At 57.2% G+C, this 26,095-nt stretch carries 22 protein-coding genes and 1 pseudogene; 11 read left to right on the top strand and 12 right to left on the bottom strand.

The annotated features are described in order from the left end of the window. Positions 1-109: 109 nt before the first annotated feature. Positions 110-1,180, bottom strand: a complete 1,071-nt coding sequence (locus ACVWY9_RS11695) for a 3-deoxy-7-phosphoheptulonate synthase (RefSeq protein WP_457388485.1) — start codon at positions 1,178-1,180, stop codon at positions 110-112. Between the two features lie 275 nt (positions 1,181-1,455). Beyond that, entirely contained in the window at positions 1,456-2,172 is a 717-nt protein-coding gene (sufR, locus tag ACVWY9_RS11690) for an iron-sulfur cluster biosynthesis transcriptional regulator SufR (RefSeq protein ID WP_457388483.1), read from the bottom strand. A 179-nt stretch (positions 2,173-2,351) separates the two neighbouring features. On the opposite strand from sufR, the gene sufB reads away from it, so the two are divergent. The 5 genes from sufB to ACVWY9_RS11665 all read left to right on the top strand — a co-directional run bounded on the left by sufB (position 2,352) and on the right by ACVWY9_RS11665 (position 8,140). Then, a complete protein-coding gene (gene sufB, locus ACVWY9_RS11685) occupies positions 2,352-3,788 on the top strand; it encodes a Fe-S cluster assembly protein SufB (RefSeq protein ID WP_414357846.1) in 1,437 nt (478 codons plus the stop codon). Between the two features lie 244 nt (positions 3,789-4,032). Continuing rightward, positions 4,033-4,431 carry a large-conductance mechanosensitive channel protein MscL gene (gene mscL / locus ACVWY9_RS11680; RefSeq protein WP_457388481.1) on the top strand — a complete coding sequence of 133 codons (399 nt, stop codon included), beginning with the start codon at positions 4,033-4,035 and terminating at the stop codon, positions 4,429-4,431. A gap of 97 nt (positions 4,432-4,528) precedes the next feature. Further along, positions 4,529-5,344 carry a Fe-S cluster assembly ATPase SufC gene (gene sufC / locus ACVWY9_RS11675; protein ID WP_457388479.1) on the top strand — a complete coding sequence of 272 codons (816 nt, stop codon included), beginning with the start codon at positions 4,529-4,531 and terminating at the stop codon, positions 5,342-5,344. Beyond that, on the top strand, positions 5,341-6,633 hold the full coding sequence (gene sufD, locus ACVWY9_RS11670) for a Fe-S cluster assembly protein SufD (protein ID WP_457388478.1): 1,293 nt from the start codon (positions 5,341-5,343) through the stop codon (positions 6,631-6,633). The genes sufC and sufD overlap by 4 nt, the downstream gene beginning before the upstream one ends. 343 nt (positions 6,634-6,976) lie before the next feature. Further along, the gene (locus ACVWY9_RS11665; protein ID WP_457388476.1) at positions 6,977-8,140 is read left to right on the top strand and encodes an S-layer homology domain-containing protein; all 1,164 of its coding nucleotides are present in this window, start codon (positions 6,977-6,979) and stop codon (positions 8,138-8,140) included. A 35-nt stretch (positions 8,141-8,175) separates the two neighbouring features. Here ACVWY9_RS11665 and ACVWY9_RS11660 read toward each other — a convergent pair whose 3' ends face one another. Then, positions 8,176-8,811, bottom strand: coding sequence for an exopolysaccharide biosynthesis protein (locus ACVWY9_RS11660; RefSeq protein ID WP_457388474.1), 636 nt, complete (start codon positions 8,809-8,811; stop codon positions 8,176-8,178). A gap of 130 nt (positions 8,812-8,941) precedes the next feature. Between ACVWY9_RS11660 and ACVWY9_RS11655 the strand changes: the two genes are divergently transcribed. From ACVWY9_RS11655 to ACVWY9_RS11640, 4 genes and pseudogenes are all read left to right on the top strand, one after another. Next, entirely contained in the window at positions 8,942-9,367 is a 426-nt protein-coding gene (locus ACVWY9_RS11655) for a hypothetical protein (protein ID WP_457388472.1), read from the top strand. 193 nt (positions 9,368-9,560) lie between these two features. Then, positions 9,561-9,743: pseudogene (locus ACVWY9_RS11650) on the top strand (ATP-binding cassette domain-containing protein); the annotation flags it as partial. A 150-nt stretch (positions 9,744-9,893) separates the two neighbouring features. Next, positions 9,894-10,496, top strand: a complete 603-nt coding sequence (locus tag ACVWY9_RS11645) for a J domain-containing protein (protein ID WP_083757641.1) — start codon at positions 9,894-9,896, stop codon at positions 10,494-10,496. Beyond that, on the top strand, positions 10,487-11,512 hold the full coding sequence (locus ACVWY9_RS11640) for a hypothetical protein (RefSeq protein WP_011433009.1): 1,026 nt from the start codon (positions 10,487-10,489) through the stop codon (positions 11,510-11,512). The genes ACVWY9_RS11645 and ACVWY9_RS11640 overlap by 10 nt, the downstream gene beginning before the upstream one ends. A gap of 164 nt (positions 11,513-11,676) precedes the next feature. Here ACVWY9_RS11640 and ACVWY9_RS11635 read toward each other — a convergent pair whose 3' ends face one another. From ACVWY9_RS11635 to ACVWY9_RS11595, 9 genes are all read right to left on the bottom strand, one after another. Further along, complete coding sequence (locus ACVWY9_RS11635) at positions 11,677-12,669, bottom strand: tyrosine-type recombinase/integrase (protein WP_011433008.1); 993 nt, start codon at positions 12,667-12,669, stop codon at positions 11,677-11,679. Between the two features lie 94 nt (positions 12,670-12,763). Continuing rightward, a complete protein-coding gene (gene accC, locus ACVWY9_RS11630; RefSeq protein ID WP_414332260.1) occupies positions 12,764-14,119 on the bottom strand; it encodes an acetyl-CoA carboxylase biotin carboxylase subunit in 1,356 nt (451 codons plus the stop codon). A gap of 127 nt (positions 14,120-14,246) precedes the next feature. Then, positions 14,247-15,428: an RNA-guided endonuclease InsQ/TnpB family protein gene (locus ACVWY9_RS11625; RefSeq protein WP_457388468.1), complete on the bottom strand. Its 1,182-nt coding sequence runs from the start codon at positions 15,426-15,428 to the stop codon at positions 14,247-14,249. 145 nt (positions 15,429-15,573) lie between these two features. Further along, on the bottom strand, positions 15,574-16,509 hold the full coding sequence (ispE, locus tag ACVWY9_RS11620; protein WP_457388518.1) for a 4-(cytidine 5'-diphospho)-2-C-methyl-D-erythritol kinase: 936 nt from the start codon (positions 16,507-16,509) through the stop codon (positions 15,574-15,576). Positions 16,510-16,630: 121 nt separating this feature from the next. Then, positions 16,631-17,083, bottom strand: coding sequence for a hypothetical protein (locus ACVWY9_RS11615; protein WP_011431474.1), 453 nt, complete (start codon positions 17,081-17,083; stop codon positions 16,631-16,633). Between the two features lie 246 nt (positions 17,084-17,329). Further along, entirely contained in the window at positions 17,330-19,351 is a 2,022-nt protein-coding gene (locus ACVWY9_RS11610) for an FHA domain-containing protein (RefSeq protein WP_414382798.1), read from the bottom strand. A 188-nt stretch (positions 19,352-19,539) separates the two neighbouring features. After that, on the bottom strand, positions 19,540-20,082 hold the full coding sequence (locus tag ACVWY9_RS11605) for an FHA domain-containing protein (RefSeq protein ID WP_414416832.1): 543 nt from the start codon (positions 20,080-20,082) through the stop codon (positions 19,540-19,542). Between the two features lie 529 nt (positions 20,083-20,611). Continuing rightward, entirely contained in the window at positions 20,612-21,079 is a 468-nt protein-coding gene (locus ACVWY9_RS11600; RefSeq protein WP_457388465.1) for a hypothetical protein, read from the bottom strand. 405 nt (positions 21,080-21,484) lie between these two features. Beyond that, the gene (locus tag ACVWY9_RS11595; protein ID WP_457388463.1) at positions 21,485-22,696 is read right to left on the bottom strand and encodes an acetate kinase; all 1,212 of its coding nucleotides are present in this window, start codon (positions 22,694-22,696) and stop codon (positions 21,485-21,487) included. Between the two features lie 233 nt (positions 22,697-22,929). Here ACVWY9_RS11595 and serA point away from each other — a divergent pair, with 233 nt between their 5' ends. Both serA and ACVWY9_RS11585 read left to right on the top strand, forming a co-directional pair. After that, the gene (gene serA / locus ACVWY9_RS11590; RefSeq protein WP_011433001.1) at positions 22,930-24,510 is read left to right on the top strand and encodes a phosphoglycerate dehydrogenase; all 1,581 of its coding nucleotides are present in this window, start codon (positions 22,930-22,932) and stop codon (positions 24,508-24,510) included. 76 nt (positions 24,511-24,586) lie between these two features. Then, positions 24,587-25,888: a bifunctional folylpolyglutamate synthase/dihydrofolate synthase gene (locus tag ACVWY9_RS11585; RefSeq protein WP_457388516.1), complete on the top strand. Its 1,302-nt coding sequence runs from the start codon at positions 24,587-24,589 to the stop codon at positions 25,886-25,888. Positions 25,889-26,095 lie beyond the last annotated feature (207 nt).

Here is a 26,095-nt window from a genome sequence, read left to right as displayed (position 1 = left end):
CCCGCAGGGCCTGGCGAAACAACGAAACCTTGGCTCGACCCTAGGAGCAGGCTGCCCCTTGTCCCCATTTCCTTTTTGATTCTTTAACAAACTCCGGGATCCCCGTCCCTCAGCGGCTGAGGGCCAACGCTCTTCCCTCTACGGTCGCCGCCATCTCCCGCAACAGATCTTCCGTCTCTTCCCAGCCGATGCAGCCATCGGTGATGGAAACCCCGTACTGGAGCGGTGCCCCCTCATGCCAGGTTTGCTTGCCCGGATAGAGGTTGCTCTCCAGCATCAGTCCCATCAAAGCCCGCTGCCCCGCCTGGTACTGCTGTAGCACCGCCCGACAGACGGATCCCTGGTTGCGGTAATTTTTGTGGGAGTTGTCATGGGAGCAGTCCACCATCACCGAGCGAGGGATCCCTTGATCCTTCATCAGCAGTGCTGCCCGCGCCACATCTTCCGGGCCGTAGTTGGTCTTGCCCCCTCCCCCCCGCAACACAATGTGTCGATCCGGGTTGCCGGTGGTTTTTACCAAAGCCGTCATGCCATCTTGGCCAATGCCCAAGAAACTGTGGGGATGGCTGGCGGAGAGGATGGCATTGAGAGCGATTTCCAGCCGTCCATCGGTGCCGTTTTTGAAGCCCACAGGCATGGAGAGACCGCTGGCCATTTCCCGGTGAGTTTGGCTTTCGATGGTTCTGGCGCCAATGGCCGCCCAGCTCACCAGATCCGCCGTGTATTGAGGGGTCACCGGATCCAGCATCTCGGTAGCACAGGCCAGGCCCAGCTCGTTGATCTGCAGGAGAATGGAACGGGCCAGTTGCAAGCCGGTGGCAATGTCGCACGAACCATCCAGGTGGGGATCGTTGATCAGGCCCTTCCAGCCCACCGTGGTGCGGGGTTTCTCAAAATACGTACGCATGACAACCACTAGGTGCTCCCGAGTTTGGTCGGCCACCCGCTTGAGGCGATGGGCATACTCCAGAGCCGCTGCAGGATCGTGGATGGAACAGGGGCCGACGATCACCACCAAGCGATGGAGATCCCGTCCGTGGATGATGTCGCGGATGGCTTGCCGAGTGGAGAGCACCACCTGGGCTGCCGTTTCCGTAAGGGGCAGCTTGGCCTTGACAGCAGCAGGGGCAATCAAGGGAGTCACCTCTTGGATATTGCAATTGTCGGTTTGAGGGGGCATGGAACTGTCCTCAGCGTGCAAGTGGGTAGATGGGGTCGTCGAGCCATCAAAAAAGCCCTGGCGCTGGGCTCAGGGCTTCAGGACTGACTCGGGTAAACTGTAGGTCTTTGTTTACGCGCCACCCTTCTGCCCTGGTCGTTGCCAGGGAAAGCTAAAGTAGCCAAAAAAGGAAGCGCGCCAGACCATGCGGAGAACAAACTTAAAACCTGTACGAGATAACTATACCCGAAAAAACCTCGTTTGACACCTCAGGGATCCGGTTTCCTGGGGAAGTCTTAAGTCGACCGAGCCGCTGGCTTGGCAATCCAGTAGCCGCAGGGGTGTTCTCCCTGCACCTGCCAGGTGATGCGCTCTACTCGGCAATCGGGCAAGGCGGCAGCAAACATCTCCAGCTCGTGGCCGCAGACGCTGGGAAAGGTGTGGGCAATCTGGGCAATGGCGCAATTGTGCTCAACCAACACATACTGCTCGACGTAATACTCGGATCCCTCTGCTGCCAGCGGCACAGTCAGGTCGGCAGGATAGGGGTAGTACTCCGCCATGTAACCCTCTGCCTGGCGCAACTGCACCAAGCGCTCCAGCCGCTCCCGTAGGGATCCGGATCCCAGCTGGGCCTGATACTCCCGGGCTTTGCGCTGCCACTGGTGGTGGAGAAGGGATCCCATCTGTTCGGATCCCAGAGTTTCGGCCAGGGTGTTGAGCAGGCCAAGGGCAAACTCGTCGTAGCTGGCGGGGAACTGCTCTTCTCCCAAGGGGCTGAGCTGATAGAGATGCTGGGGTCGCCCTAGACCATTGGGTTGAGCGACATGTTGGATCAACCCCTCTGCCTCCAGATCCTTGAGGTGGCGGCGGATGGCCTGGGGAGAAATGCGCAGGTGCTCTGCCAGCGTTTGGGCGTTGGCCTGCCCCGCCTTGCGCAGGTAGACCAAGATGGCCTGCTTACTCGAAGCGGGTTGAGCGACCTGCCCGGTGATCTTGCGCGTGCTGTCCACCCTCGCCCTCCTGGTTAGACTGGGTTAATCGGCTGCCGCTGCCAGCACAGCTCTCTGCTATTTTGACAACGGGATCATTGCTAAAGTAACCTGAGGATCAGTTAAACAACAACTCTGTTGTTTTATTTGGCCATCTGTCTTAGTCGCGTTTCTACCCTGTCACTACCCGAGAGCCATCCATGTCTACGAGCGTCCGCGCCCTGGTCAACCAGCCCTACAAGTACGGCTTTGTAACCGACATCCCCTCTGAGTCGATTGGCAAAGGCTTGAACGAAGAGGTGATTCGGCAGATCTGGGCCAAGAAAGGGGAGCCGGACTTTATGCTAGAGTTCCGGCTGCGGGCCTACCGCCAGTGGCTGAAGATGAGCGAGCCCACCTGGCCCAACGTCAGCTACCCGCCCATTGACTACCAAAACATTGTCTACTACTCGGCCCCCAAGGTGCAGCCCAAGAAAAAGAGCCTGGACGAAGTGGATCCGGTGCTGCTGGAGACCTTCGAGAAATTGGGGATCCCCTTGTCTGAACAGAAGCGGCTGGCCAATGTGGCGGTGGATGCCATCTTCGACAGCGTCTCGGTAGCCACCACCTTCCGGGAAAAGCTGGCCAAGGAAGGCGTGATCTTCTGCTCCATGTCAGAGGCGCTGCGGGAGTATCCGGAGCTGGTGCGTAAGTACTTGGGCAGTGTGGTTCCCATTGCTGATAACTACTACGCGGCGCTGAACTCGGCAGTGTTCAGTGATGGATCCTTTGTCTATGTGCCCAAAGGGGTGCGCTGTCCCATGGAGCTTTCCACCTATTTCCGCATCAACAACGGCGAATCGGGCCAGTTTGAGCGCACCCTGATCATTGCCGACGAGGGATCCTACGTCAGCTACTTGGAAGGGTGTACTGCCCCCATGTTCGACACCAACCAACTGCATGCGGCGGTGGTGGAGCTGATCGCCCTAGACAATGCCGAGATCAAGTACTCGACGGTACAGAACTGGTATGCCGGCGACGAAAACGGCAAAGGGGGCATTTATAACTTTGTAACCAAGCGCGGCCTGTGTCAGGGAGCCAACTCCAAAATCTCTTGGACGCAAGTGGAGACCGGCTCGGCCATCACTTGGAAATATCCTAGCTGCGTGTTGGTGGGGGAAAACTCGGTGGGCGAATTTTACTCGGTTGCCCTCACCAACCACTACCAGCAGGCCGATACCGGCACCAAGATGATTCACGTGGGCCGCAACACCCGCAGCAAAATTATCTCCAAAGGGATCTCGGCTGGGCACTCCAAAAACAGCTACCGCGGCCTGGTCAAGATCGGGCCGAAAGCAGAAGGCGCCCGCAACTTTTCCCAGTGCGATTCCATGTTGATCGGGGATCAGTGCAGCGCCAACACCTTCCCCTATATTGAGGTGCAAAACAACACCGCCAAAGTGGAGCACGAAGCTTCCACCTCCAAGATTGGAGAAGAGCAATTGTTCTACTTCCAATCGCGGGGGATCGGCATGGAAGATGCCGTGTCCATGATCATCAGCGGTTTCTGCCGAGAGGTGTTCAACCAACTGCCGATGGAGTTTGCCGTAGAAGCCGACCGGTTGCTGAGCCTGAAGCTAGAGGGATCGGTCGGCTAGGGGATTGTTCCCGACGTGAAGCTGAGCAAGTGGGCGAGGCCGCTGACACGCTGTGGGAGCAGGCGCTGCCATTTTCAGGAGAAGGGTAAGGGGTTAGGTAACTCCCAAGGCAGAGGGCTGTGATCCCCTGAAGCCAGAGGCGGCCCAAGGGCTTGGCGACGTTGCAAACAGCGCATGGATGCAGGGGGGGAGAGGGGATAATCAAGGAGTTTTGAACCGTAAGGCTAGGCAGGAGAAGTTCCCTATGCGGGCATTTCTGGAGGAGTTCAAAAACTTTATTAGCCGGGGCAATGCCTTAGATTTGGCTGTTGGCGTTGTTATTGGAGGTGCTTTTGGGAAGATCGTGACTTCTTTCGTAGCAGATCTATTTACTCCGGTTTTAGGCTTGATTATTGGTGGAGTGAGCTTCCAGAACTTGGTCTGGAAAATCGGTGGAAGTCCTGAAGACCCAGTTACGATTAACTACGGCAGCTTTCTGCAAGCTGTGTTTGATTTTGTGATTATCGCTTTTGCTCTCTTCTTACTATTGAGAGCGATCAACACTCTACAGCGAAAGGAGGAAGAATCTCCTTCTATATCGCCCCCATCAGAAGTGGTCTTGCTGGCAGAAATTCGGGACATCCTCAATCGCCGCTCCCAATAGAGCTATAGGGGATCCTTAGGCCCAAAATCCAAACCTGGTTTAGGGATCCCTTAACCTTCCAATCCCTGCCCTTCAGTGGCAACTCTAGAGTCTAGCTATGATCTGCGAAAACAGCCCTGTTATCTTATCCGTTCGAGATCTCAGCGCCGAGATCGACGGCACCCCCATTCTCAAGGGGTTGAGCCTAGAAATTCGCGCCGGAGAAATCCACGCCATCATGGGCCCCAATGGTTCTGGAAAAAGCACTTTTTCCAAGATCTTGGCTGGCCACCCCGACTACCGGGTGACAGGAGGCGAGATCCTCTATCTGGGCAAGAATCTTCTGGAAATGGAACCGGAGGAGCGGGCTTGGGCAGGGATCTTCTTGGCGTTTCAATACCCCATCGAGGTTCCGGGGGTGAGCAACTTGGATTTCTTGCGGGCTGCCTACAACGCCCGACAGAAATATCGGGATCAGCCGGAAATGGATCCCCTCGAGTTTGACGACTTCGTGCGGCAAAAGTTGAGCGTCGTCAAAATGGATCCCGCTTTTTTGGAGCGCTCTGTGAACGAGGGCTTTTCCGGCGGTGAGAAAAAGCGCAACGAGATCCTGCAAATGGCGGTGTTGGAGCCCACGCTGGCCATTTTGGACGAGACGGATTCCGGCCTGGATATCGACGCGCTGCGCATTGTCGCCCAGGGCATCAACCGACTGGCCGGCTCTGAGAATGCCATGCTCTTGATCACCCACTACCAACGCTTGCTGGACTATGTTACCCCCGACTACGTGCACGTGATGGAGGGGGGTCGTATCGTCATCAGCGGGGACAAGACCTTGGCGCTGGAGCTGGAGGAACGGGGCTACGACTGGATCAAAACTCAGTCGGGTCAAGAACCGGCAGCTGCGACATCTCGGCAGGAGAAAGAGGGATGAGCGCCACCTTGCCCAAACCTTTTGCCCCAGAGAGCCGCCTATTCCTGGAGCACATCCTCGGCCAAATCCCGGAAAGGCAGGATCCCTACACCACCCTTAGGCAGCAGGCCCGCGCCCAATTGGCCGAACTGGGGATCCCGACCCCACGGGAAGAAGATTGGAAATACAGCGATCTCTCGCCGCTGCTGGCCCACGAGTTTCGCCTGGCTGTCGCGGCGGATCCGGCTCTGGATGCGGCAACCCTAGAGCCCTGGCTTTGGCCGGAAGCCAGCTATAGCCGCGCCGTGTTCGTCAACGGCTACTTTGCCCCCCAGCTTTCTGATTTGAGCGGCCTGCCCACCGCTTTGCAGGTGATCCCTTTAGCCCAAGCCCCAGGGGAGTTGCTGCAAACCCTGGCCAAGACGGATGTGTTTACGGCCCTCAACACCGCTCATCTGGGAGATGGGATCCAGATTGGCCTACAGCCCGGCCAGGAAGTTCCGTCACCGCTGCACCTGCTGTTCATAACGGTGGCTCCTGAGGGAGAGGCCGTTTTGGCCCAGCCCCGCTGCCTGCTGTCTTTGCAAGCCCACAGCTCCCTCACGCTGATCGAAGATCATGTATCCCTGGGATCCGGGATCCCCTTTGGCAACGCGGTTACGGAGATCGCCCTGGCAGAGGGATCTCGTTTGCACCATGTGATTTTGCAAAGGCAGGGATCCCCAGCCTTCCACATCAACAAGACCGCCGTGCGCCAAAGCTGCGACAGCCACTACCGCCTCCAGGCCATTCAGTGGGGATCCCGGTTTTCCCGCCACAACTTGGAGATTGCCCAGGTAGAGCCCCAGGCCCACACCCAACTGCAGGGGCTAACGCTGCTGAAGGGATCCCAGCACAGCGACACCCACTCCCGCCTGGTGCATCAGGCCCCCCACGGCAGCAGCCGCCAATTGCACAAGTGCATTGTGGACGAGACGGCCCATGCGGTCTTCAGCGGACGGATTCTGGTGAGCCGAGAGGCCCAACTGACAGATGCCGCCCAGACCAACCGCAACCTGCTCCTAGGCCCCAAAGCACGGGTCAACACCCAGCCGCAACTGGAAATCTTTGCTGACAACGTCAAATGTGCCCACGGGGCCACCGTTAGCCAACTGGAGATGGAAGAGATCTTCTATCTGCAAAGCCGGGGTATTCCCCAAGCTCAGGCCCGCCAATTGCTCACCTGTGCTTTTGCGGCAGAAGTTCTGGAAGGGATCCCGTTGGCTCAACTTCCCGCCCTGGTGGCCCGCCGGTTGGCCGGGATCCCGTGAATCCAATCAATCCAATCAATAGGAATAGGCTGTTGCTCCCGAAACGGCCATTACCCACAAGAGCGCACAGGCTTGGGCATGATGGCTGGGCAGCACTGGCGCGACAGAGATTTAGGGGTTTCCTTATCAATCCTCCGCAGTTGCGTTTTGCTGCAAATCTTAGGTTAGAAACGCTCAAATTACCTCAGAGCAAGGGTTTCCGCCATTGTCATCACTGAGGAAATAGCCAGAATAAGAGTAGCCATTGACCCAGCGATGGGCGCTACGACAACTCGGTGAACGAACGATGTTTCCCTCTCTTTTAACTCCACGTGCAGCAGGCATACTCCTATCGGGAGCTGTCTTGGGCATCCACTGCCAGGTGGCCATGGCCGCTCCCTTCCGCGACACCTTTGGTCACTGGGCCCAAGCCTACATTGAGACCCTCTCCGCTCAAGGAGTGTTGAACGGCTTCCCCGATGGCACCTTCCGCCCCAATGAGCCGGTTACCCGCGCTCAGTTTGCCACCATTGTCAATACCGCTTTCCGCCTCCGCAATACCTCCGGTACTTTCATCGGCTTCCGGGATGTGCCCCCCACCCACTGGGCAGCCAGCGCCATCTCGACGGCAGCAGCCAACAACCTGGTGGCAGGCTTTCCCGATGGCACCTTCCGTCCTGAGCAGCCCGTTACCCGCACCGAAGCGCTGGTGGTCTTGACCAACGCCATTGGCAACACGGGAGCGATCCCAGCCGCTCAGCCCGGAGATCTCTTCAGCCGCTACCGAGATGCGGCAGCCATCCCCAATTGGGCCCTGGCGCAAATTGCGGCGGCCAACCGCGCCGGGTTGATCGTCAATTATCCAGACCCGATGCTCTTGGAACCCAACCGTCCCGCCACTCGCGCCGAGGTAGCAGCCTTCACCCACCAGGCCATGCTTAACCGGGGATCCTTGGTGGCGCAAAACCCAGGGGGCTTGCCCTCCGGTTCCCAGCCAGGCTTTGACCTGCGCCTTTCCACGCTGGCGGCGGGCACCTTGATGCAAACCACCACCCCCTTCAACGAGCGCCTCTTCATTGCCCCCAACGAAACCCGGCCCATGTCTTTGATCGTCCGCAACCCGATTCGCAACGCCCAGGGGGATATTCTGGTGCCTTTTGGCTCACGGGTGGATGGCCGCTTTGAGCCGGCCCCAGGGGGCACCCGTTTTGTGGCGGAAAGCATTATCGTCAACAACCAACTGTTCCCCTTGGCTGCCCAGTCAGACATCATTCACGATGTCAAGGATCCCCGCTACACCACCACAGGCAAAATCATTCAGGATGCGGCCATCGGCGCGGCAGCGGGCGCCATTCTCGGCTTGGTAACCGGAGACAATGCCATTGCCACAGAAGAAGTGCTGGGGGCGGGGGTGGCCGGAGCGGTAATTGGCAATGTAACGGCACCACAGGTGGTGGTGCTGGATCCCAATCAGGTGATCGAGTTGCGCCTCACTCAGGATCTGGCGCTGGCCCCGACATCCCGATAACCGGTGCAAGGCCGGAATAAGCGGTGTCGGCACGGCTATCTCCCCAGCCAATCCAAAAGGGTTGTTCCCCCCAACCACAGGCCGAGCAAAATGGAAGTGGTCAGCAGCCCCCCTGCCACACAGATCAGGGATCCCAAGCTGCACAGGATCCCGTCTTCTTCCAAAAGCCCAAAGGCGGTGACGAAAACCCCCATCGCCGGCAGAGTGTTGGTGCCTGGAACGGGGATGATCATGGAAATCCCCATCAAGCCAATCCAGGTGCCCAGCCAGACTTGGCCAAGCCGTGTGGTGCAGAGCTGCCGCCAGCGGGGACGGGCAATCTTTTCAATCCGCTGCAGCCACGGGATCCCGGCCTGCACCCACTTTTGAAAATGCTTCCGTTCAATAGAGGTCTGCAACACCCATTTCGGCAGCCAAGGAGTGGTTCGCCCTGCCAGCATTTGTGCGGCCAGCAACAGGATGACCACGCCAAAGGGAGTGGAATAGCCGGGAGCCGGCAGAGGCAAAGCAGAAGGGAAAGAGAGCACCGCCAAAAACAAGCCAAAACTGCGCTCGCCCGCCAGTTTTAGAATGTCTTCGATGCGGATCAACCCTTCCGGGGAGGGTTCGGGTTGCTCTGGGCTCTCGGGAAGGCGGGAAAACCGGGCTAGCTCTTGAGACAGACGGGCCATAGAGGGGGCAGGGCTGGAGCGGGCAAAGTTTGGCAACGGGTGGGCACTACCTGGAGGGCCAACGATAGCCTACTGCAAATTCAAGTTGTGTTGGATATCTTGAGCAAAGGGGTGGTTTCGGAGAGGTAACATGCTCGGTGACAGGTTCAAGAGGGCCGTAAACATCAGCAGCCTTGAGCGACAGCAGAAGGCTCCGACTCAGTTCCGCAAAGGGGGGCGTGGGCTGGGATGGCTCCTGTTGCTGGGATCCCTGTTGATGGTGGGGCGCGGTGTGGCCCTGGCAGAAGCGCAGTTGGAGGTGGGCACTTCCACCACCCTATCCCCGCAGGCAGCTCCGCCGGTGTTACCACCCCCCCCTGTGAGAGTCCGACAAATTTCCGTGGATACCGATCCCGAGCAAACCGCCGATATGCCCCTTTCCTTGATGGCTGAGCAGGTACTGGAGGCAGTGTGCGAAGCGCAAATTGATGCTCAGCGGGCCTTGGCTCTCATGCCCGACCTGAGCGAATCCCATATCCGTGCTGCCTGTCCGAAGCGACTGATCCCCAAAAGCTGAAGGGGCGGCCCCAAGTTGGCGCTGAAAAGTAGCCGGAAATACGTTCACTGCCAAGGAAAGGTGGTACTCAACCTGTGTACCTCTTTCTTCAGAGAGCCTTCCATTTATGATCAGCCTTTTTATGAGAGAGCCTGTCTGGTAGGGATCCTGGCGGGGGAACTCAACCGAACAGGCAAGCTGGGGGCGCTCTAGCGTGGACTTTGAACTACGGGCCGGGGAGATTTACGCTCTCCGGGGGGAGAATGGCGCCGGGAAAACCACCCTGATGAACATGCTGGCGGGCCTCTACCAGCCGGATGCTGGCGAGATTCGCCTGCGGGGCCGCCCAGTGCGGATCTGCTCCCCACACCAAGCCATCCAACTGGGCATCGGTATGGCGAAGCTTATGTGGTGCAAAGCTTTACAGGTACCGGCAACATTGTTACACTGACCTAAGATTGTCTGCATCATTGTGCAAATAAATTCACAGACAGCCTATAAGTTTTGTGCGGATCTACACTTGGCATCACTGACTTGAGGGGAAGCCATGCCCAAAAAAGCCGCCAGCACAAAACCAAAAACAACTAGGGCAACCTCAAGAGAAGAGACCAAGCCCGATCCGCAAGGGGCGATTGCTGCAGAAATCCAGCGCCTTTCCGATACCTACGGCATCTCTAAGGAACTCCTGGAGAATTTTGCGCGGTTTGTGGTCAGGCAGCTACAGCCACCGCCTCGGTTGTCTGTCAAAGAGCTGCAGAAAGCGATTTACAACCACTTTGGCGTTAAAAACGCAGCCGAGCTGAGAAAGTCAGCCAGCTTCAAACTGGCAACCAGCGGCATGGGCAAGCTGAGCTTATCCAACATAGACGATTTGGAGCGCATTTATCGTCAGCACATCGGGATCCTTCCCAACGAAGAGGGGGAAGAGGGGTATGGCTGCATCAACGGGATCAACATCTTCAAGTACGACTTGCCATGGCGGGTTTTTGGACTTGACCCCGATCGAGCTACCAATGAGGACATCAAAGCTGCCTTTTATCGCCTGAGCAAGATCTACCATCCCGATTCTCCAACCGGGGATGACAAAATTTTCCAGCGATTGACTCTCTTCTACAAAAGCCTTACGGAGAAATTTGAGCAATGGCTATAGTCTATGTTTCTTCAAACAAGCTCGCCGAATTTTTGGGTATCAGCCTTGAGGAACTCAGGGAGATTGAAGCCTACTTTGACAGTATCCCTGATGATGAGTGGGAACTGGTGGAAGGTAAAGACTATCGCGTTATCAACAAAAGTTCGGGGCTGAGAGAATACACGCAGTCTGGTGCTTACGCCATTTTATCCTTTTTAAGGTCTAGGTCAGAGCAAGGTCGTAAGTACTCTACAGACACAAGCATTAGCACAAGCATTAGGAATTGGTTCAAGGAAGAGTATCGCAAGAGGCAGAAGGCTCTGGTGGATCATAGGATCCTCGAAAACAGCTCCTCTCTGGTCAGAAGACAAGATCAGTTTTGGCTATCTCTTCAAGATGTTGTGACGATCTTTGGAACTCGAACTGATTACCTTAAGAAAGCGCTTGAGATTGCATCAAAACAAAGTAAACTCATCAAAGACGTTCATTACACACGCTTTGGCAACGACGACACTGTCTACCTCTCTTTGCGAGGCATCTATGAGCTTGCCAAGATTATGGTAGAAGTCCTCAAGCAAAACCACAGAAAAGACTGGTGTCGAGATGTTGGCGAACGCATTGAACCCCAGATTCAGGCAATCGTCAAGACAATCCAGGATAGACAAAGGCAGATAGAAAGAGCAAAAGAGCTTGCAAGAAGAAGGGATAAAAATCTCTGTAGAGTTACTCGAAAAACAGCCAGTAGCCTAACGGTTCACCATCTCTACTCTGAAGCGCACTATCCAAAGATTGCAGCAAATCTTTCCAACCTGATTACTATAGCCAGCGAAGTGCATAGCCACTTTCATCAGTGGATGGGAGGTTTCAACGAGCCATGTACAATTGATGACTTCATCAAGTATGTTTTGGAATACTATCCTGAGAACAAAAACCTGATCATCTGGTTGGGACAACAGAAGGCCAGTCTTGGGCCGCAGTTGCCCATTGGCAAGGGGAGAGAGCATGTGCTCTACATTCCTCTCCAGCGTGTAACTTGAAATAACCCATTGGTTATCGGTTGTTTTCAGGTCATTCCAACCACCTTAGTCAGGTTTGTCCGTCCTTGAGGATCCTTGATCTCTTTTTGGGGATCCCTCTTTCTGCGAGCAATCCGCGTCTGTCTCACTGGAAACGACAGAGGCCATAGTACAGCCAGGGATCCCTAAACCAAGCCCTGATTTAAGATCTCGCGGGAACGGGCGATGGCTGCTCTCAAGTTGGCCCGCTGGGTGTAGCGCATCGTCATGGCGGCAGTTGTGTGGCCCAGCAAGTGCTGAATGTGTTCGGGGGCAACGCCGCGATCCAGCAACAAGGTGGCAAAACTGTGGCGAAACTGGTGGGGGGTTTGATGTCCCGGCTCAGGCTCGGTTAGCTTGAGCACAATATGCCGCAGGCCATCGTAGGTGAGGGGGCGCCCCCGGTAGGCCAAGCAGCGAGATTGGGAAACAAACAAGGGATCCGTCGGCGCGCACGGGCCCCGTTCTCGGCTCAGATACTGTTGCAACAGCTCGGAGAGGGGATCCCCTACTGCCACAGCGCGAGGTTTACTCCCCTTGCCACAGCGCACTTCCAACAGGGATCCCTCAGGGCTGATTTGAAAATCTTGAACGGTTAAGTCCAACAGCTCCTGGGCCCGCAGCCCGCACTCCAGCATCAGGCGAATCAAAGCCGCGTAGCGCAGAGAATGGTTTTGGGCCCGCTGCAACACCCGCTGCAACAACAACCGATCCAGATCGCGAGGCAAACGAGCGGGTAGGCGGGCAGGTCGAATGGCTTGAGTGGGCAGGGGATCCTGAAGGTAGCCCCGTTGGCTGGCCCATTCAAAAAATTGCTGCAAGGCCAACCGCTTCAGGTTGTAGGTGGCCGGAGAGGCGGGCGGGTGGATCCGCTGGCCGGAGCGGTTGCGAAACGGACGGCCCTTCAAGCTGTTCAAAAAGGACTGGACGTGGGCAGGCTGCACCTGGGGCAGCGGCACGGGGCAAGTTTTGGCAAACTGCTCCAGAGCGATGCGATAGGTGCGGCGGCTAGCCGGGGCCAGATCCCGCTGCCGCTCCTGCAAAAATTGCGCCGCCAGATGGCTGAGGCTGGGAACAGGGCCAGTCGGCTGACTCTGGGGATGGGTCTCCTGAGCCCAGCCCGATCGAGGCTCCCTCATCCTGCCACCTCCATCCCTCTGCTAGCCCTTAACTTTATCCTCAACTTGTGGCCAGCTGCTGTCCAGAGAGGGATCCCGACCTGAGAGTCGATGGCTACTGGCCGGGCAGCAGGTGTTGGGTGATGAAATCCGTGTACACCTCGCCCCGCAAAAAAGCCTCGTGGCGCAGGATCTGCTGGTGGAAAGGGATCGTGGTGGGCACCCCGGTGATGGCGCATTCCCCCAAAGCCCGCTGCATGCGGCGGATGGCTGCTGCCCGGTTAGGCCCCCAGACGATCAGCTTGCCCAACAGCGAATCGTAGTAGGGGGGAATGGTGTAGTCGGTGTAGATGTGGGAATCCATGCGCACCCCCGGCCCCCCAGGGGGCAAATAGGCGCTGATCGTGCCGGCGCAAGGCCGAAACTGCTGCTTGGGATCCTCGGCGTTGATGCGGCATTCGATGGCATGGCCCCGCAGTTCCACATCCTTCTGGCGAAAGGTCAGGGGTTGACCTTGGGCAATGCGAATCTGCTCGGCAATCAGATCCAGCCCTGTCACCATCTCGGTAACCGGGTGCTCCACCTGGATGCGGGTGTTCATCTCGATGAAGTAGAACTGGCCATTTTTGTCCAGCAAAAACTCCACCGTGCCCACCCCCACATAATTCACCACCTTGGCCGCTTTCACCGCCGCTGCTCCCATGCGGGCGCGCAAGCTTGCAGTCAAAGCCGGGCTGGGGGCCTCTTCCAACAGCTTTTGATGCCGCCGTTGAATGGAGCAATCCCGCTCGTACAGATGCACCACATTGCCCTGACTATCCGCCAAGATTTGAAACTCCACATGACGGGGGCGCTCGATGAACTTCTCCAAGTAAACCCCGCCGTTGCCAAAGGCTGCTTGGGCTTCCCCCTGAGCGGTGCGCAGCATCTTCAGCAGCTCCTGGGCATCCCGCGCCACCCGCATACCCCGCCCCCCGCCACCGGCGGTGGCTTTGATGATCACGGGGTAGCCGATTTTCTCCGCCAGCTTCACTGCCTCCTCCTCAGAGGTGATCAACCCGCGGCTGCCCGGCACCGTCGGCACCCCCACCGCTTGCATGGTCTCGCGGGCCGTGGCCTTGTCGCCCATCTTGCGCATCGCCTCTGGCGAGGGGCCGATGAAGATCAAGTTGTGGTCGGCACACATCTCGGCAAATTTGGCATTCTCCGCCAAGAACCCATAGCCCGGATGAATGGCAGTGGCCCCGCGGGTGAGGGCTGCCGAGATGATGTTGGGAATGTTGAGGTAGCTTTTGGCCACCGGGGCATCTCCCACACAAACGGCCTCGTCTGCCAGTTGGACGTGCAGCGAGTTTTGATCCGCGGTGGAGTAGACGGCCACGGTGCGGATCCCCATTTCCTGACAGGTACGGATGATGCGCAGGGCGATCTCACCCCGGTTGGCAATCAGGATCTTGGTGATGGGCGGCATGAGGAAGGTTCAAAGCTGAAGAGGTAGCTAGACCGCTAAGGCCAGCGGTCTGTAAACGCAAGGTTAAGTTCAGGTGCTCATCCTACTATTTGACATACTCCCCGTCTTAAAGGACGGGGATGCTTTCTCAGCCAGCAGAATTGCTCCTACCGACTGAGCTACACAGGGCATGAGGCTGAAACCTCAACCCTATGGGGGATGCCATGGCCCCAACTACTGGGCCGGAGCCCAGATACTTCCTGCGGATGTTAATTGCCCCCACCCCGTCCCGATGGAACTCAAACCCACACCCACACCTGTACACACGACCTTTGGGCTTGTTTCTCTGTCCACAAACAGGACACTCCTGAGAGCTGTACCGCTCATCTTGCAGTACCACTCTCATCCCCAACCGCTCAGCTTTGTAGGTGATGAGATGCCGGACTTGACCATGCAACATCTGGTGGATCTTCTGATTCGCCTTTTTGTTGTAGTTGGCAGACATCCGGATATCCCGAAGGTCGCCAATCACAACTGTCTGCACGCCTCGCTCGTGGAGCGTGGAGACCAGTCTGGTCGTCTGCTTGTGCAGAATGTCTTGGATTTGGTGGTGTAGCTTCTTGAGCTGCAAACGTTGAGAGCGAACTAGCCGCTTCCACCGCCGAGACCCCCGCTTTTTGCGCGCCAGGAGTCGAGCTAGCTTGCCCTGCAGCTTGTTCTGGTAGCGCCTTTTGGAGCGCAGCAGCCTGCCATTGGCGATGTAGGTTTGTCCCCCCTCATGAGCGACTGCGGGGTGAATCTCACCCAAATCCACAGCGGCAACGTTGCTCTCTTCCCCCTCTTCTTCCGGCGGCGTATCCCCCACCTTGTAGCAAGCCCTCAGCTCATACTGCTGGCCATCCCAGCCCATCTCTACCCAAACAGGCGTATCCCAAGCCCAGTTAACAATCAGGGGCTCCTTGCCTTTCCCGTTCGACAATCGCAGCTTCCCATTGACGACTTGGATGGCTGAAGATTTCCACTGGACTTTGTAGAAGTACCGACGGCGTCGAGGTGGACGGGCGTTGGGGTCGGTTTTGCGGCGTTCCCGCCAGGACTTGAGAGAGGCAAAGAAGCTTTGCACTACTGCGTCTGCACTGTGGGCATGAAGTGTATTCTCAGGGTCGTTGGGAAACCAACGCATGAATGTGGAAGGCTTTAACCACAATCCCTTCTTGCGGACGACCCGCCAAAAGTGAACGAGCACTTTTGAGTACAGCTCGCCTGCTGCCCTGCTCAACAGCTGCAGTTGCTCTGAGACGCCTAGCTTGAGCTTGCGGACAAGGTACATGCAAAGTTGCCTTTCCTGTCTAATAGCATCTTACAAAAGCCGCCCTAGAAGGGCGGGGCTTGTAACCCAGTTTTTTTGGTCAACTGGAGGGGAGGATAGAGAAGGTCAGGTGGGGATCCCATATCCGGCCAATCCAGCCAACACCCTAGGTGGGGCTGAGGCTGCAGGGATCCGGCTGCAGCAGAATCCCGGTGGGGGCAAACTGCGTCACCCAAAACTCTACATCCTGAAACTGGTGACGCAGGGTGTTGCGCACTTGGGCGGCCAGCTCCAGGCTGGGCATGATTCCGAAGACCGTTGGCCCCGACCCCGACATCAGGGATCCCAGGGCCCCCGCCGAGAGAAGAGCTTGGCGCAGTTCCCATACAATCGCGTACTCCGGCAAAACCACCTGTTCCAAGTCATTGCGCAAACTCCTGGCTAACGCCGGCGGATCCTGACGGCTGAGAGCCGCCAACGCCTGCGGCAAGGTGGGCAGTGTGGGTTTGGGTAGGGCATCCCCTCCCAAGCTCCCCTGACGAGAACGAAAGGCTTGATAGGCCCAGGCAGTCGAAACCCCCAGGTGCTTGGGCTTGGCCAGTAGCACAGGGATCCCTTCCCAATCGGCCAGCGGCTCCAAAACTTCCCCGCGCCCGGTGGCCAGTTGCGTTCCCCCCTGGATACAGAAGGGAATGTCGGATCCCAAGCGGGCTGCCAAACTCTGCAACTCTCCCACCGTCAGGCCCAGCCCCCACAGTTGGTTTAACCCCACCAAAACCGCCGCCGCATCAGCCGAGCCCCCCGCCAAACCTGCTGCCACCGGAATGTGCTTTTCGATGTGAATCTCCACGCCAGCGGCAGAGTGACACTCTTTTTGCAGCAGCTCAGCGGCTTGATAGGCAAGGTTGCGGGCATCTGCAGGCACTTCTGGACGATCGCAGGTGAGGTGGATCCCGTGAGGACGGCTCTTCAACTGCAGTCGATCCGCCAAATGAATGCTCTGCAACACCATCGCCACCTCTGAATACCCATCAGGACGGGAGCCGAGGATTTCCAGGTAGAGGTTGATCTTGGCGCGGGCAATCAGGGTACAGGCTTGCATGGGGTGAAAATCTGGGTCAGCAACAAGTCTCAACTCCCCTTAGCCTGTACAGACCTGATCAAAACACAGACTTATCCGGGGAGGTCTCCCAGCCCGATTCTAACGGCAATGGATCCCCTTTCTAGCTGCCGGAGCGCGGCCATGGCCCCAGCCACTCTCCACCGCGAAAGCGCCAGCGGGGAAACAAAATGCGCATTACCACCCAAGCGCTGAGGTAAAGGCAAACCCAGACCACACTGTAGTGGAGAATAAAATCTCCCAAGTCAAACCGTTGGGTTGGGATATAAGGAAGACCCACCACCTTCAAGACTGTACCCAAAAAAAGCCCTTCCCAAATGCCGGCCAAAAGCTGAAGGATCCCAGGCCAATCGTGATCCCACATCCACCCCATCAGATAGTTATAAACGACATCCCAAACACAGCCAAACAGACCTACGTAGAACAGCACCCAAAAATAGGTGAGGCTGCCGCCATGTCCAGTGATCCCAAAATAAAAGGGTAAACTTGCCAAAACACCAACGGTGGCCAATAAGAAAATGCGAGTTTGCCAGCGGCCAATCAGGGTCGGAGTCATCTTTTCCTCCAGCAGTTTTGCCAATCGAGATCATCAGGATCCGTGTCGCCCCCAGTCTGTTTGAGGGAACCTTCTGGCCCTCACCCCCAACCCTTCCCCCTTTGGTATAGAAGAGTTGGGGATCAACGCAACACCCCTTTCACCAGGTTCAACGGGATGGGGAATAGCCATGATGTGTCGCCAACAATAGCGTTGATAACCATAAACATCCGGCAAAATCCAGGAGCGTTGCCCAATGTCGGCAAGCTAGGGGCTGATGTTTAGGGCCCACTTGCACCATTGCCACAGGGATCGGATCCCTTCTAAGCCTTTGACCCCCGGTGCCCGCAGTCGAGCCAGGTGTTCCACCGAGCGATGGGCACAGTACTGTAAACCCAAAAACGTATCCACCGGCGCATAGGGCCCGCCCAAGGTGATGATCCCAGCGGCGTACATTCGCCCATCCCGGTTGCGCATCTCCACCAGCTCAAAGTCGTTGGAGACATGCAAGCGCCCGTGAGGATTGAGGGGCAGGTTGTAGTGGGTAATTAGATCGTTGAGGAGAGGATTGGTCATGGGATCCGAAACCAAACCCGTACAGTCGATAACGAAATCGGCCTCCACCTTTAATTGCGTGTTGTTGTGGGTACCTCGAATGTAGGTTACCGGCTTACCCTTGTCGCCGGGAACCACCGACTCCACCTTGCCGAACACAATCGAGTACCAGCCCTCTCGCAACCCTTGCCGCACGATCCGCCGCCATTTCCGCCGACTTGCTGTCGTGGTGCCGCCCCAAGCTTCCAGCAGTTCGCGCCGTTCCAGGGGGGTCGCCGCTTCCAATTTGGCACGCAGAACTCCTCCCCAAGTGCCCTTGGGCCAGTTGAAGGGCTGAAACTCCCAATGGTTATCCACTGCCCGTTTGGCTCGTCCGAAGCGATTACCGCTTTTGGGCGCACGGCTCAGATGCACCACCGAGATGCGGGGGTTGACTTTGCGGGCTTCGTAAAGGCGTTCCATCACCTGAGAGGCGACGATCCCAAATCCCCGAATTAGGACGGTGCCGCCTTGTTTCTCCAACTGCTCATAAACGTGATCATGAGGCTCATAGCCGTGTACCACCGATCTCAAATCTCCTGTTTTTTCGCGAAACTCCTGCAGGTCGTTGAGCAACTTGATGGCCGGATATCCAGTTGCCAAATGGAGATACTTGGCCACCATAAAACGGTGATCCGTATGGCCGGGCCGCGTTGCCGAATAGGCCACCACATATCGCCCATCCTCCGTTTTGCGAATGGCGCGAATATGGCCGTAACACAACATTTGCTCCCAACCAATTCGGGCTGCCTCCCGATCCATTGAGGCAAATACATCCCCCGCCCGCGGCGTATAGGTATCTGCCAACAAGGGCTCACTAAATACCTGCCACAAAAAGCCGAATGCTTCCAACAATCGGCCGGAGAAAAAGGAACGCCAAGCATCCCGCAGAGCATAGCCAGGCCAGCCCCAAATGTTGTCTGGACAAGAATCGGAGCCAGAGCGAATTCGCTTCCAGCGGGGGATCTGGCAGTTGGTCAAAAGCCGTTCATACCGTTCGTAGGGTTTGCGGGCAATGCTGATGACGCGGATGTGTTCCGGTCTGACCCCGTAGATGCGCAGGGTATCCACCCAGACAAAGCTGCCGATACCGCCGCCCAAGGCCAAATAGAGGGTCTCTTCCACAGGTAGTCCGGTGGCTTTGAGGGCGCTCAGGGCAATTTGCTCAGCTCGAAACAAATCCGGCGGCGGAAAATCCGAGCCAGGCCGCACCTCGGGAAGCTGCTCTGGGGCAAAAACCACCGTGGAAGCCGGGGGAACCTCAAATGCGGTGTCGGGTTGGGTGGCCGGGCGAATCAGTTCGGTGCGCGGCTCCAGCAAAAGAGTAGGGGTGGCGGTCAGAAGGGTGGCATTGGGATCCCTGGGGGACACCAAACCCACGGTGATGCTGTAGGGGCCAAGCTCCACCACTTCTCCCCCCTGGAGCACCCGGCGTGCCTGACGGATTTTTTCCCCATTGATGCGGCTGCCGTTGGCACTGCGATCTTCATAGATGACCTGGCCATCCTCACCGAGATAGACGAGGGCGTGATAACGGGAGATCTCCTGGCTGGCAAACACAGCCCGCGCCACTTCTCGACCTTGCCATTCCTGTGGCAATTGGGCCAGCTCCCTGCCCAAGGCAAGAGGCAATGGAAAAATCAGCTCCTGCTGTTCTTCGGTGATGGGATCTTCCCAGCTCAGTTGAATTTGCATAGCTTCTGCTCACCTTTACAAAGATCATGTACAAAGATCATGAAGAGGCCATTGAGAAAACACAGAACAGCGCGACCTCACAGGTCACTTTTGGTTTGCCCGGGATCCCTTTTTTCTATCCCCCACGGACTTGGATCAGCCACTGGGATCCGTAAGAAGAATTAAGAAGAATAGAAAGGGTTGGTCCTCTAGAGAGGAGGTTGTGGGGCTTTGCCAGCTTCTGGAGGAGGGATCACCAAGGTAGCGCTCAAGACCAAATGTCCACAGTAGGGACAATTCTGACCCTGATATTCTGGGGGCAGGTAGTGAGGGTTTTCCAGGCGGCTGCACTTAACCTTGAGGGTGTCCAAAGTGCCGCGGCTGAGGGGAACCCCCTGATCCTTCCTGGCCACTTCTATAGACTTCACCCTCAGCACAATGTGCCCCAACTGAATTTGGCTATTGGCCTCAAGCGCAGGCTCCTCCTGAATCATTTTTCGGCCATTCACCCAGACAGGGTTGGGCTGCTTAGGAGGCAAACGATCCCGAGTTAAGTTGCGAATGTGAAAGTTTAAGGTTTTGGGATCAAAATAAAGCCCGGCGTGAACTCCTGAGACCGAGCGAGTTGGGTCATTGAGCACCACATCACAGCTGGGATCCCGTCCAATGGTAACCAGCTTGGAGGGAACAGGCGAAACCGTTTGCGATCGGCGCCGGTCGGCCTCGGTCCATTCTAAAGTGAGTTGACACACGATCCCATTCTCCACAGTTCAGCGCCTCCATTCCCTAGATTGGCTTCAGCATATCGAAAGGTCAGCTTGGGGAAAGCAGAAGATGTCTTTTTCGTCAAAATTGTTATCTTTTTGGATAACTATAACCTACTCCCCTGACCAAAGGCTTGCGCTGATCCGGATCACCTGAGTTGGGATCTCCGAGTTACATTCCTGCTGGAGACCGTGCCCAAACGCTCCGCGCCGCTTCCGCGACCACCCTCAGCTCCTCTTCCAGAGGGAGAGGGGAGCCAGACGGAAAGGTTTCATTCATGATGTTTAGACCATGATGTTTAGAGTGACTACATACTCGACTTTATCCCCACCCGATTTGAAGCAACAAAACTCGATCTCCTCAGGAACGGCGAGGCCGTTCAAGTTTGACCGAGGTGGCCTGATCCCTTGGCCGGAAGCCTCAGAAATCCACCTGAGAGATAGGGCCTAGAGTGAGTTTTGAGTTTCTGGGGATCCTGCAAGACTAGTATCCTCTGTGTCTTTATCCAAACCGTTTTCAAAGCACTCCGGTAAATGGGAAACTGCCGCTGCCCAGCCGCTCCTGCCGATCGAACACACTGATGGTGAGCTGATGGGATCCCGTTTGAGTGAGGGTAAAGCGATTCTGGGTCAGGGTCAGCCCTGTAACGGTGCAGGTGGTCGCCCCAACGAAGCAGCCGGGCAACTGAGCGGCATCAAAAGCTCCCAGAGTTACGAAATTGCCCAGTGGGGTGGTGACGGAAGCCAAAAAGGCGTTGGAACCCCGGATCCCGGCAGGGGCTTCTACCCGGAAAGACACCACAAAGGTCGGGGTTTGCCCCACCGAGACGGTGCGCGGAGAGAGATCAGTAATGGTGAGGGACGGAGCAGGTATGGGAGGCGGCAGGGGCAGAAGATCGCTGCTGCCGGTCGTGCCCCCACACCCCACCAGAACACTGCTCAGCAGCACCAGCACTGGGATCCGTTCATGTATCCGCTGCATCATCTCTTCTCCATCCCCAAAAGATCCCAAAGGAGCATGCCTCTAACCCCCAAAACCCTGAACTTTGCTGAATTTACTGAGCTTTAGGCGGTTTGGCAAAAGTCATTGAGAGGGATATAGTAGGCCAAGTTTCCCCCTGATCCTTGAGTCCACCGCAACGGTTGCCGGGAAGTGAAGGGGGAAAGCGCTCGGGGGGTATTCCTCAGGGCTTTGCGGGATACCGCCTTCCTGCTCAGAGATAGGCAGGATGCGATCGCTTCTTTCCTGAACCATGTTCAGGAGAGTTCAGCGTGAATGTATCAGTCTCAAAAGACCTTCTTTCTTGAGCTTATTGTCCGAGGTTGATCTTCACCAAGCCAGCGGGCAGAAAGGAGAGAACCTGGCGAGAAGCAGCCTGGGATCCTTCGCTTATTCCCCTTGCAAAAGGCTTTGGCAGGCTGTGGCAATGGACCAGTCCTCTTGGGCTGAGATCACCAGAACCCGCACCGGAGCATCCGAAGTGCTGATATCGCAGTTGCGGGGGGATCCGGCATTCAAAACCGGGTCGATCTGGATCCCTAAAAAACCCAGATCTGCACAGGTTGCTGCCCGCACCGGCGCCGAGTTTTCCCCAATCCCCCCAGAGAACACCAGCGCATCCAGCCGATCCAAGCTCATGAGCATTGCCCCAATCTGGCTGCGCAGACGGTGGACAAACAGATCGAAAGCCAGCTCCGCCCGGGCATGGCCTGCCTCCATTGCCTCCAACACAACCCGCATATCGCTGCTCAGGCCGGAAACGCCCTTCAACCCCGATTCTCGGTTCAAGATCCGATCCAGTTCATCCACACTCATGCCCTGGCGCAACTGATGGATCAAAATGCCCGGATCCACTGACCCCGACCGGGATCCCATCATCAAGCCCTCCAGGGGGGTGTAGCCCATGGTGGTGTCCACACTTCTGCCCCCGCGAATGGCCGCCAACGAGCAGCCGTTGCCCAGGTGACAAGTGATCAGCCGCAACTCCTCCAGGGGTCGGTTCAAGATCTCGGCAGCGCGACGGGCGCAATGCTCGTGGTTGATGCCATGAAACCCGTAGCGGCGGATCCCTTGTTCAGCCCAAGCGTAGGGAAGGGGGTAAAGGGCTGCGGCCAGAGGCATTTGCTGGTGGAAGGCGGTGTCGAAAACGGCCACCTGAGGGATCCCCGGCAACAGTTGCCTTAGCAGACGGATGCCGGCTAGCGCGGCAGGGTTGTGGGCCGGAGCCAAGGGGATCAATTGCTCAATCGCCCTCTCCACCTCTGGCGTAATTAAGGTGGGCTGCCGGTACAGGGATCCCCCATGCACCACCCGATGGCCGACGCCGCCGATCTCAGCCGCCTGCGGGAGCAGGGATCCCTCCCCTTGCCAGAGGCTTTGAAACAGCGGGGCCAGTTGGCCGATCCCTCCCTCAGGTGAAGCGGAGGGAAAAGATTCCCACCCACCGCCTCGCCGACGAGTCTGGATGAGGGCCTCCCCCGGCTTGTAGGTGAAATCCACCTGGGCTTGCCAGATGGGCGTGGCCTCCACCCTTCCCTCAACCGTCAGAAATAGGGAGGATTTGAGGCTGCTGGAACCGGCATTGACGACCAGAATATTCACAGCGTGTCTTCGTTGGCCTTCGCACTGCTGGGCTTAAGGCCTATAGCCCGCTTGCTTAAACAGAGCGGTTGACTACCCTGCCGCTAAGGATGACCATAGCATTAAAGCCCTCCTGCAGCTTCCTGAGGCCAAGGCGAACTGCGTAGCGGTAGGACGGAGCTTTAGACCCAATTTTTTGGGTAATCTGTTCCCCTACTTCTGTTGCCCTCCATCCCACTGGACTAACGCTGCTTATGCCCAGAGTCATCGTCACAGATCCCATCGATCAGGCGGGGATCGACATTCTCTCCCAAGTCGCTCAGGTGGATGTGCAAACTCAGCTCACCCCAGAGCAGTTGATCGCGGTCATCCCCAACTACGATGCCATCATGGTGCGCTCCGGTACACGGGTTACCCGAGAGGTAATCGAGGCGGGGACGAACTTAAAAATCATCGGGCGGGCGGGCGTTGGCGTTGACAACATCGATGTGCCTGCCGCAACCAAAGCCGGGATCCTGGTGGTCAACTCCCCAGAGGGCAACACCATTGCCGCTGCCGAGCACGCCATTGCCTTGATGATGGCCCTCTCCCGCCACATACCCGATGCCAATGCCTCTCTGAAGTCGGGCCTGTGGAATCGGCAAGAGTTTGTCGGCGTAGAAGTCTACAAAAAAACGCTGGGGATTGTCGGATTGGGTCGGATTGGATCCCATGTGGCCCAGATTGCCAAGGCGATGGGGATGAAGCTGCTGGCCTATGACCCCTATCTATCCGTGGAGCGGGCCGAGCAACTGGGGGTACGCCTGGTGGACTTCACAACTTTGGTGCAGGAATCGGACTACATCACCTTGCACATTCCCAAAACCCCTGAAACCACCAACCTGTTCAACGCCGAAACCTTTCGCATGATGAAGCCGACCGCCCGCCTGATCAACTGCGCCCGCGGCGGTTTGGTGGATGAACAAGCCCTGTACGAAGCCCTGAAATCCGGCCAAATTGCCGGAGCGGCTTTGGATGTATTTGCCAATGAGCCCCTGAAGGACTCCCCGCTGTTTTCCCTGGGCAAAGAAGTCCTGCTCACTCCCCACTTGGGGGCCTCCACCGAAGAAGCCCAGGTGAATGTGGCCATCGATGTGGCCGAGCAGATCCGCGATGTGTTGCTGGGGCTGCCGGCCCGCTCTGCCGTGAACATCCCCGGCTTACAGGCAGAGGTGCTGCAAAACCTCAGACCCTACCTGGACTTGGCCGAAACCCTGGGCAACTTGGTTGGCCAATTGGCGGGGGATCGCGTCAACCAGTTGGAGATCCGCCTGCAGGGAGATCTGGCAGAAAAAGATGGTCAGCCGATCGTCATTGCCGCCCTCAAAGGGCTTTTGACGCTGGCGCTGCGGGAGCGGGTCAACTACGTCAACGCCTCCATTGAGGCCAAAGAACGGGGCATCCGGGTGGTGGAAACCCGAGATCCCTCCTTGAAAGATTATTCCGGATCCCTGACGTTGATTGCCCATGGCCCCAATGGGATCCGCTCGGTTTCGGGGGCGTTGATTGGGGAGCGAGAGGTGCGGATTACCCAGATCGACGAGTTCCCGGTGAATGTGCCCCCTTCCGCCAACATGCTGATGACCCTGCACCGGGATATGCCGGGGATCATCGGGCGGATTGGCACCTTGCTGGGAGCCTACAATGTCAACATCGCCAGCATGCAGGTGGGGCGCAAGATCATCCGCGGCGATGCAGTCATGGTGCTCAGCTTGGACGATCCCCTGCCGGATGGGATCCTGGAAGAGGTGCTCAAGCAGCCGGGCATCCGTGACGCTTTTGTAGTGAACCTCTAGAATTGTTGATCCCTAGAAAAAATCCCAAATCTCACCTACCCTGGCAAGACGGAGTCTTTGCTTGAACCAGAGCAACTTGTCCCTAACCCTGTCCCAGATCCCAGACTGGGATTGGCCGGCCTTTCTGGAGTCCCTGGGCCATTTTGGTGTGGATCTCAGTCTGGAACGCATGCAAGTCTTGCTGCAGCGTCTAGGACAGCCCCAAGCTGGGATCCCGGCCATCCACGTAGCCGGCACCAACGGCAAAGGATCTGTCTGTGCCTGGGTCAGCCACGTGTTGTGGGCGGCAGGCTATCGTGTGGGCCGCTACACCTCTCCCCATTTGGTGGACTGGCGGGAACGGATTTGGCTGAACGGGGAATACATTTCCGCCAACGACTGGAGCCAAGCGCTGGCCCAGGTGCGGGACTGCCTACAAACCTATGCCCCTGACGAGGCTTCTCCCACCCAGTTTGAGGTTATCACCGCTGCCGCTTGGCTGTACTTCCGCCGGCAAAAGGTGGATGTGGCAGTGATAGAAGTGGGCCTGGGGGGGCGGCTGGATGCTACCAATGCTGGGATCGAGCCAGTGGTAACGGCTATCACCTCCATCGGCTGGGATCATTGGCAGCGCTTGGGCAACAGCCTTCCCCAAATTGCCTCTGAAAAGGCGGGTATTCTCAAGCCAGGGATCCCGGCAGTGTGCGCACCCCAAACTCCAGAGGTCACAGCAGTTATCCAAGCCAAGGCAGAACAGTTGCAAAGCCCCCTGAGGGTGGTCGACCCTCTACAATGGTCAGAGCCTCAAACCGCCCAATGGCGAGGGCAGCTCCTCACCCTGCCCCTCAGCGGCGATGTACAACTCACCAATGCGGCAGTAGCTCTTGCCGTTGTAGAAACCCTACAGCAACAGGGCTGGCGGATCCCGGATGCCGCTGTCGAAAAAGGATTTGCCATCACCCGTTGGCCGGGGCGCTTACAGCGGGTGCAGATTGGATCCCGTCAGTTGCTGATGGACGGAGCCCACAACTTGCCCGCTGCCCAGGCTCTCCGTCGCTATCTGGATGAGCATCAACCCGGCCCCCTCACCTGGTATGTGGGCATCCTCACCACCAAAGATGTCCAGGGCATTCTCAGCACCCTGCTGCGGCCGGGAGATTGCTTTTTTGCCCTGCCAATTGCCGGCCACTCTGGGACGGATCCCGAGCAACTTGCTCAGCTAGCCCAGACTCTGCAGCCTCATCTCGCCTCGGCACGGGCACTGCCCAATCTCTCCGCTCTTCGGGCTCAGTTGCTCAAGCCGAAAAACCTCACTGAGCCACCAGCTGTAATCTGCGGATCCCTGTACCTATTGGGCCAGGTGATGCAGGAATGTTTGGGATGGGATCTAGCCTGTTGAACTGACAGGTGAAACCTTATGCAAAACCTGAGCTCCTCTCTTATAAAGAGAGAGGAGCTATGAACAAAAACTAGCTCTCAACCACTATCACTTGATCAAGATACTCCCCTACTGATTGGGTTAGGGTGGTGGGCCTGGCACCGAGCTAGGTTGCCAGCAGGTCGCCCTGCCAGTAGATTCGCCGCTGATGCGTTTCACGTCCGAGTT

This window comes from Thermostichus sp. OS-CIW-31 (assembly GCF_054060305.1).
Note: the sequence above shows the minus strand (reverse complement) of the source record. Positions and strands in the feature narration are given on the sequence as shown.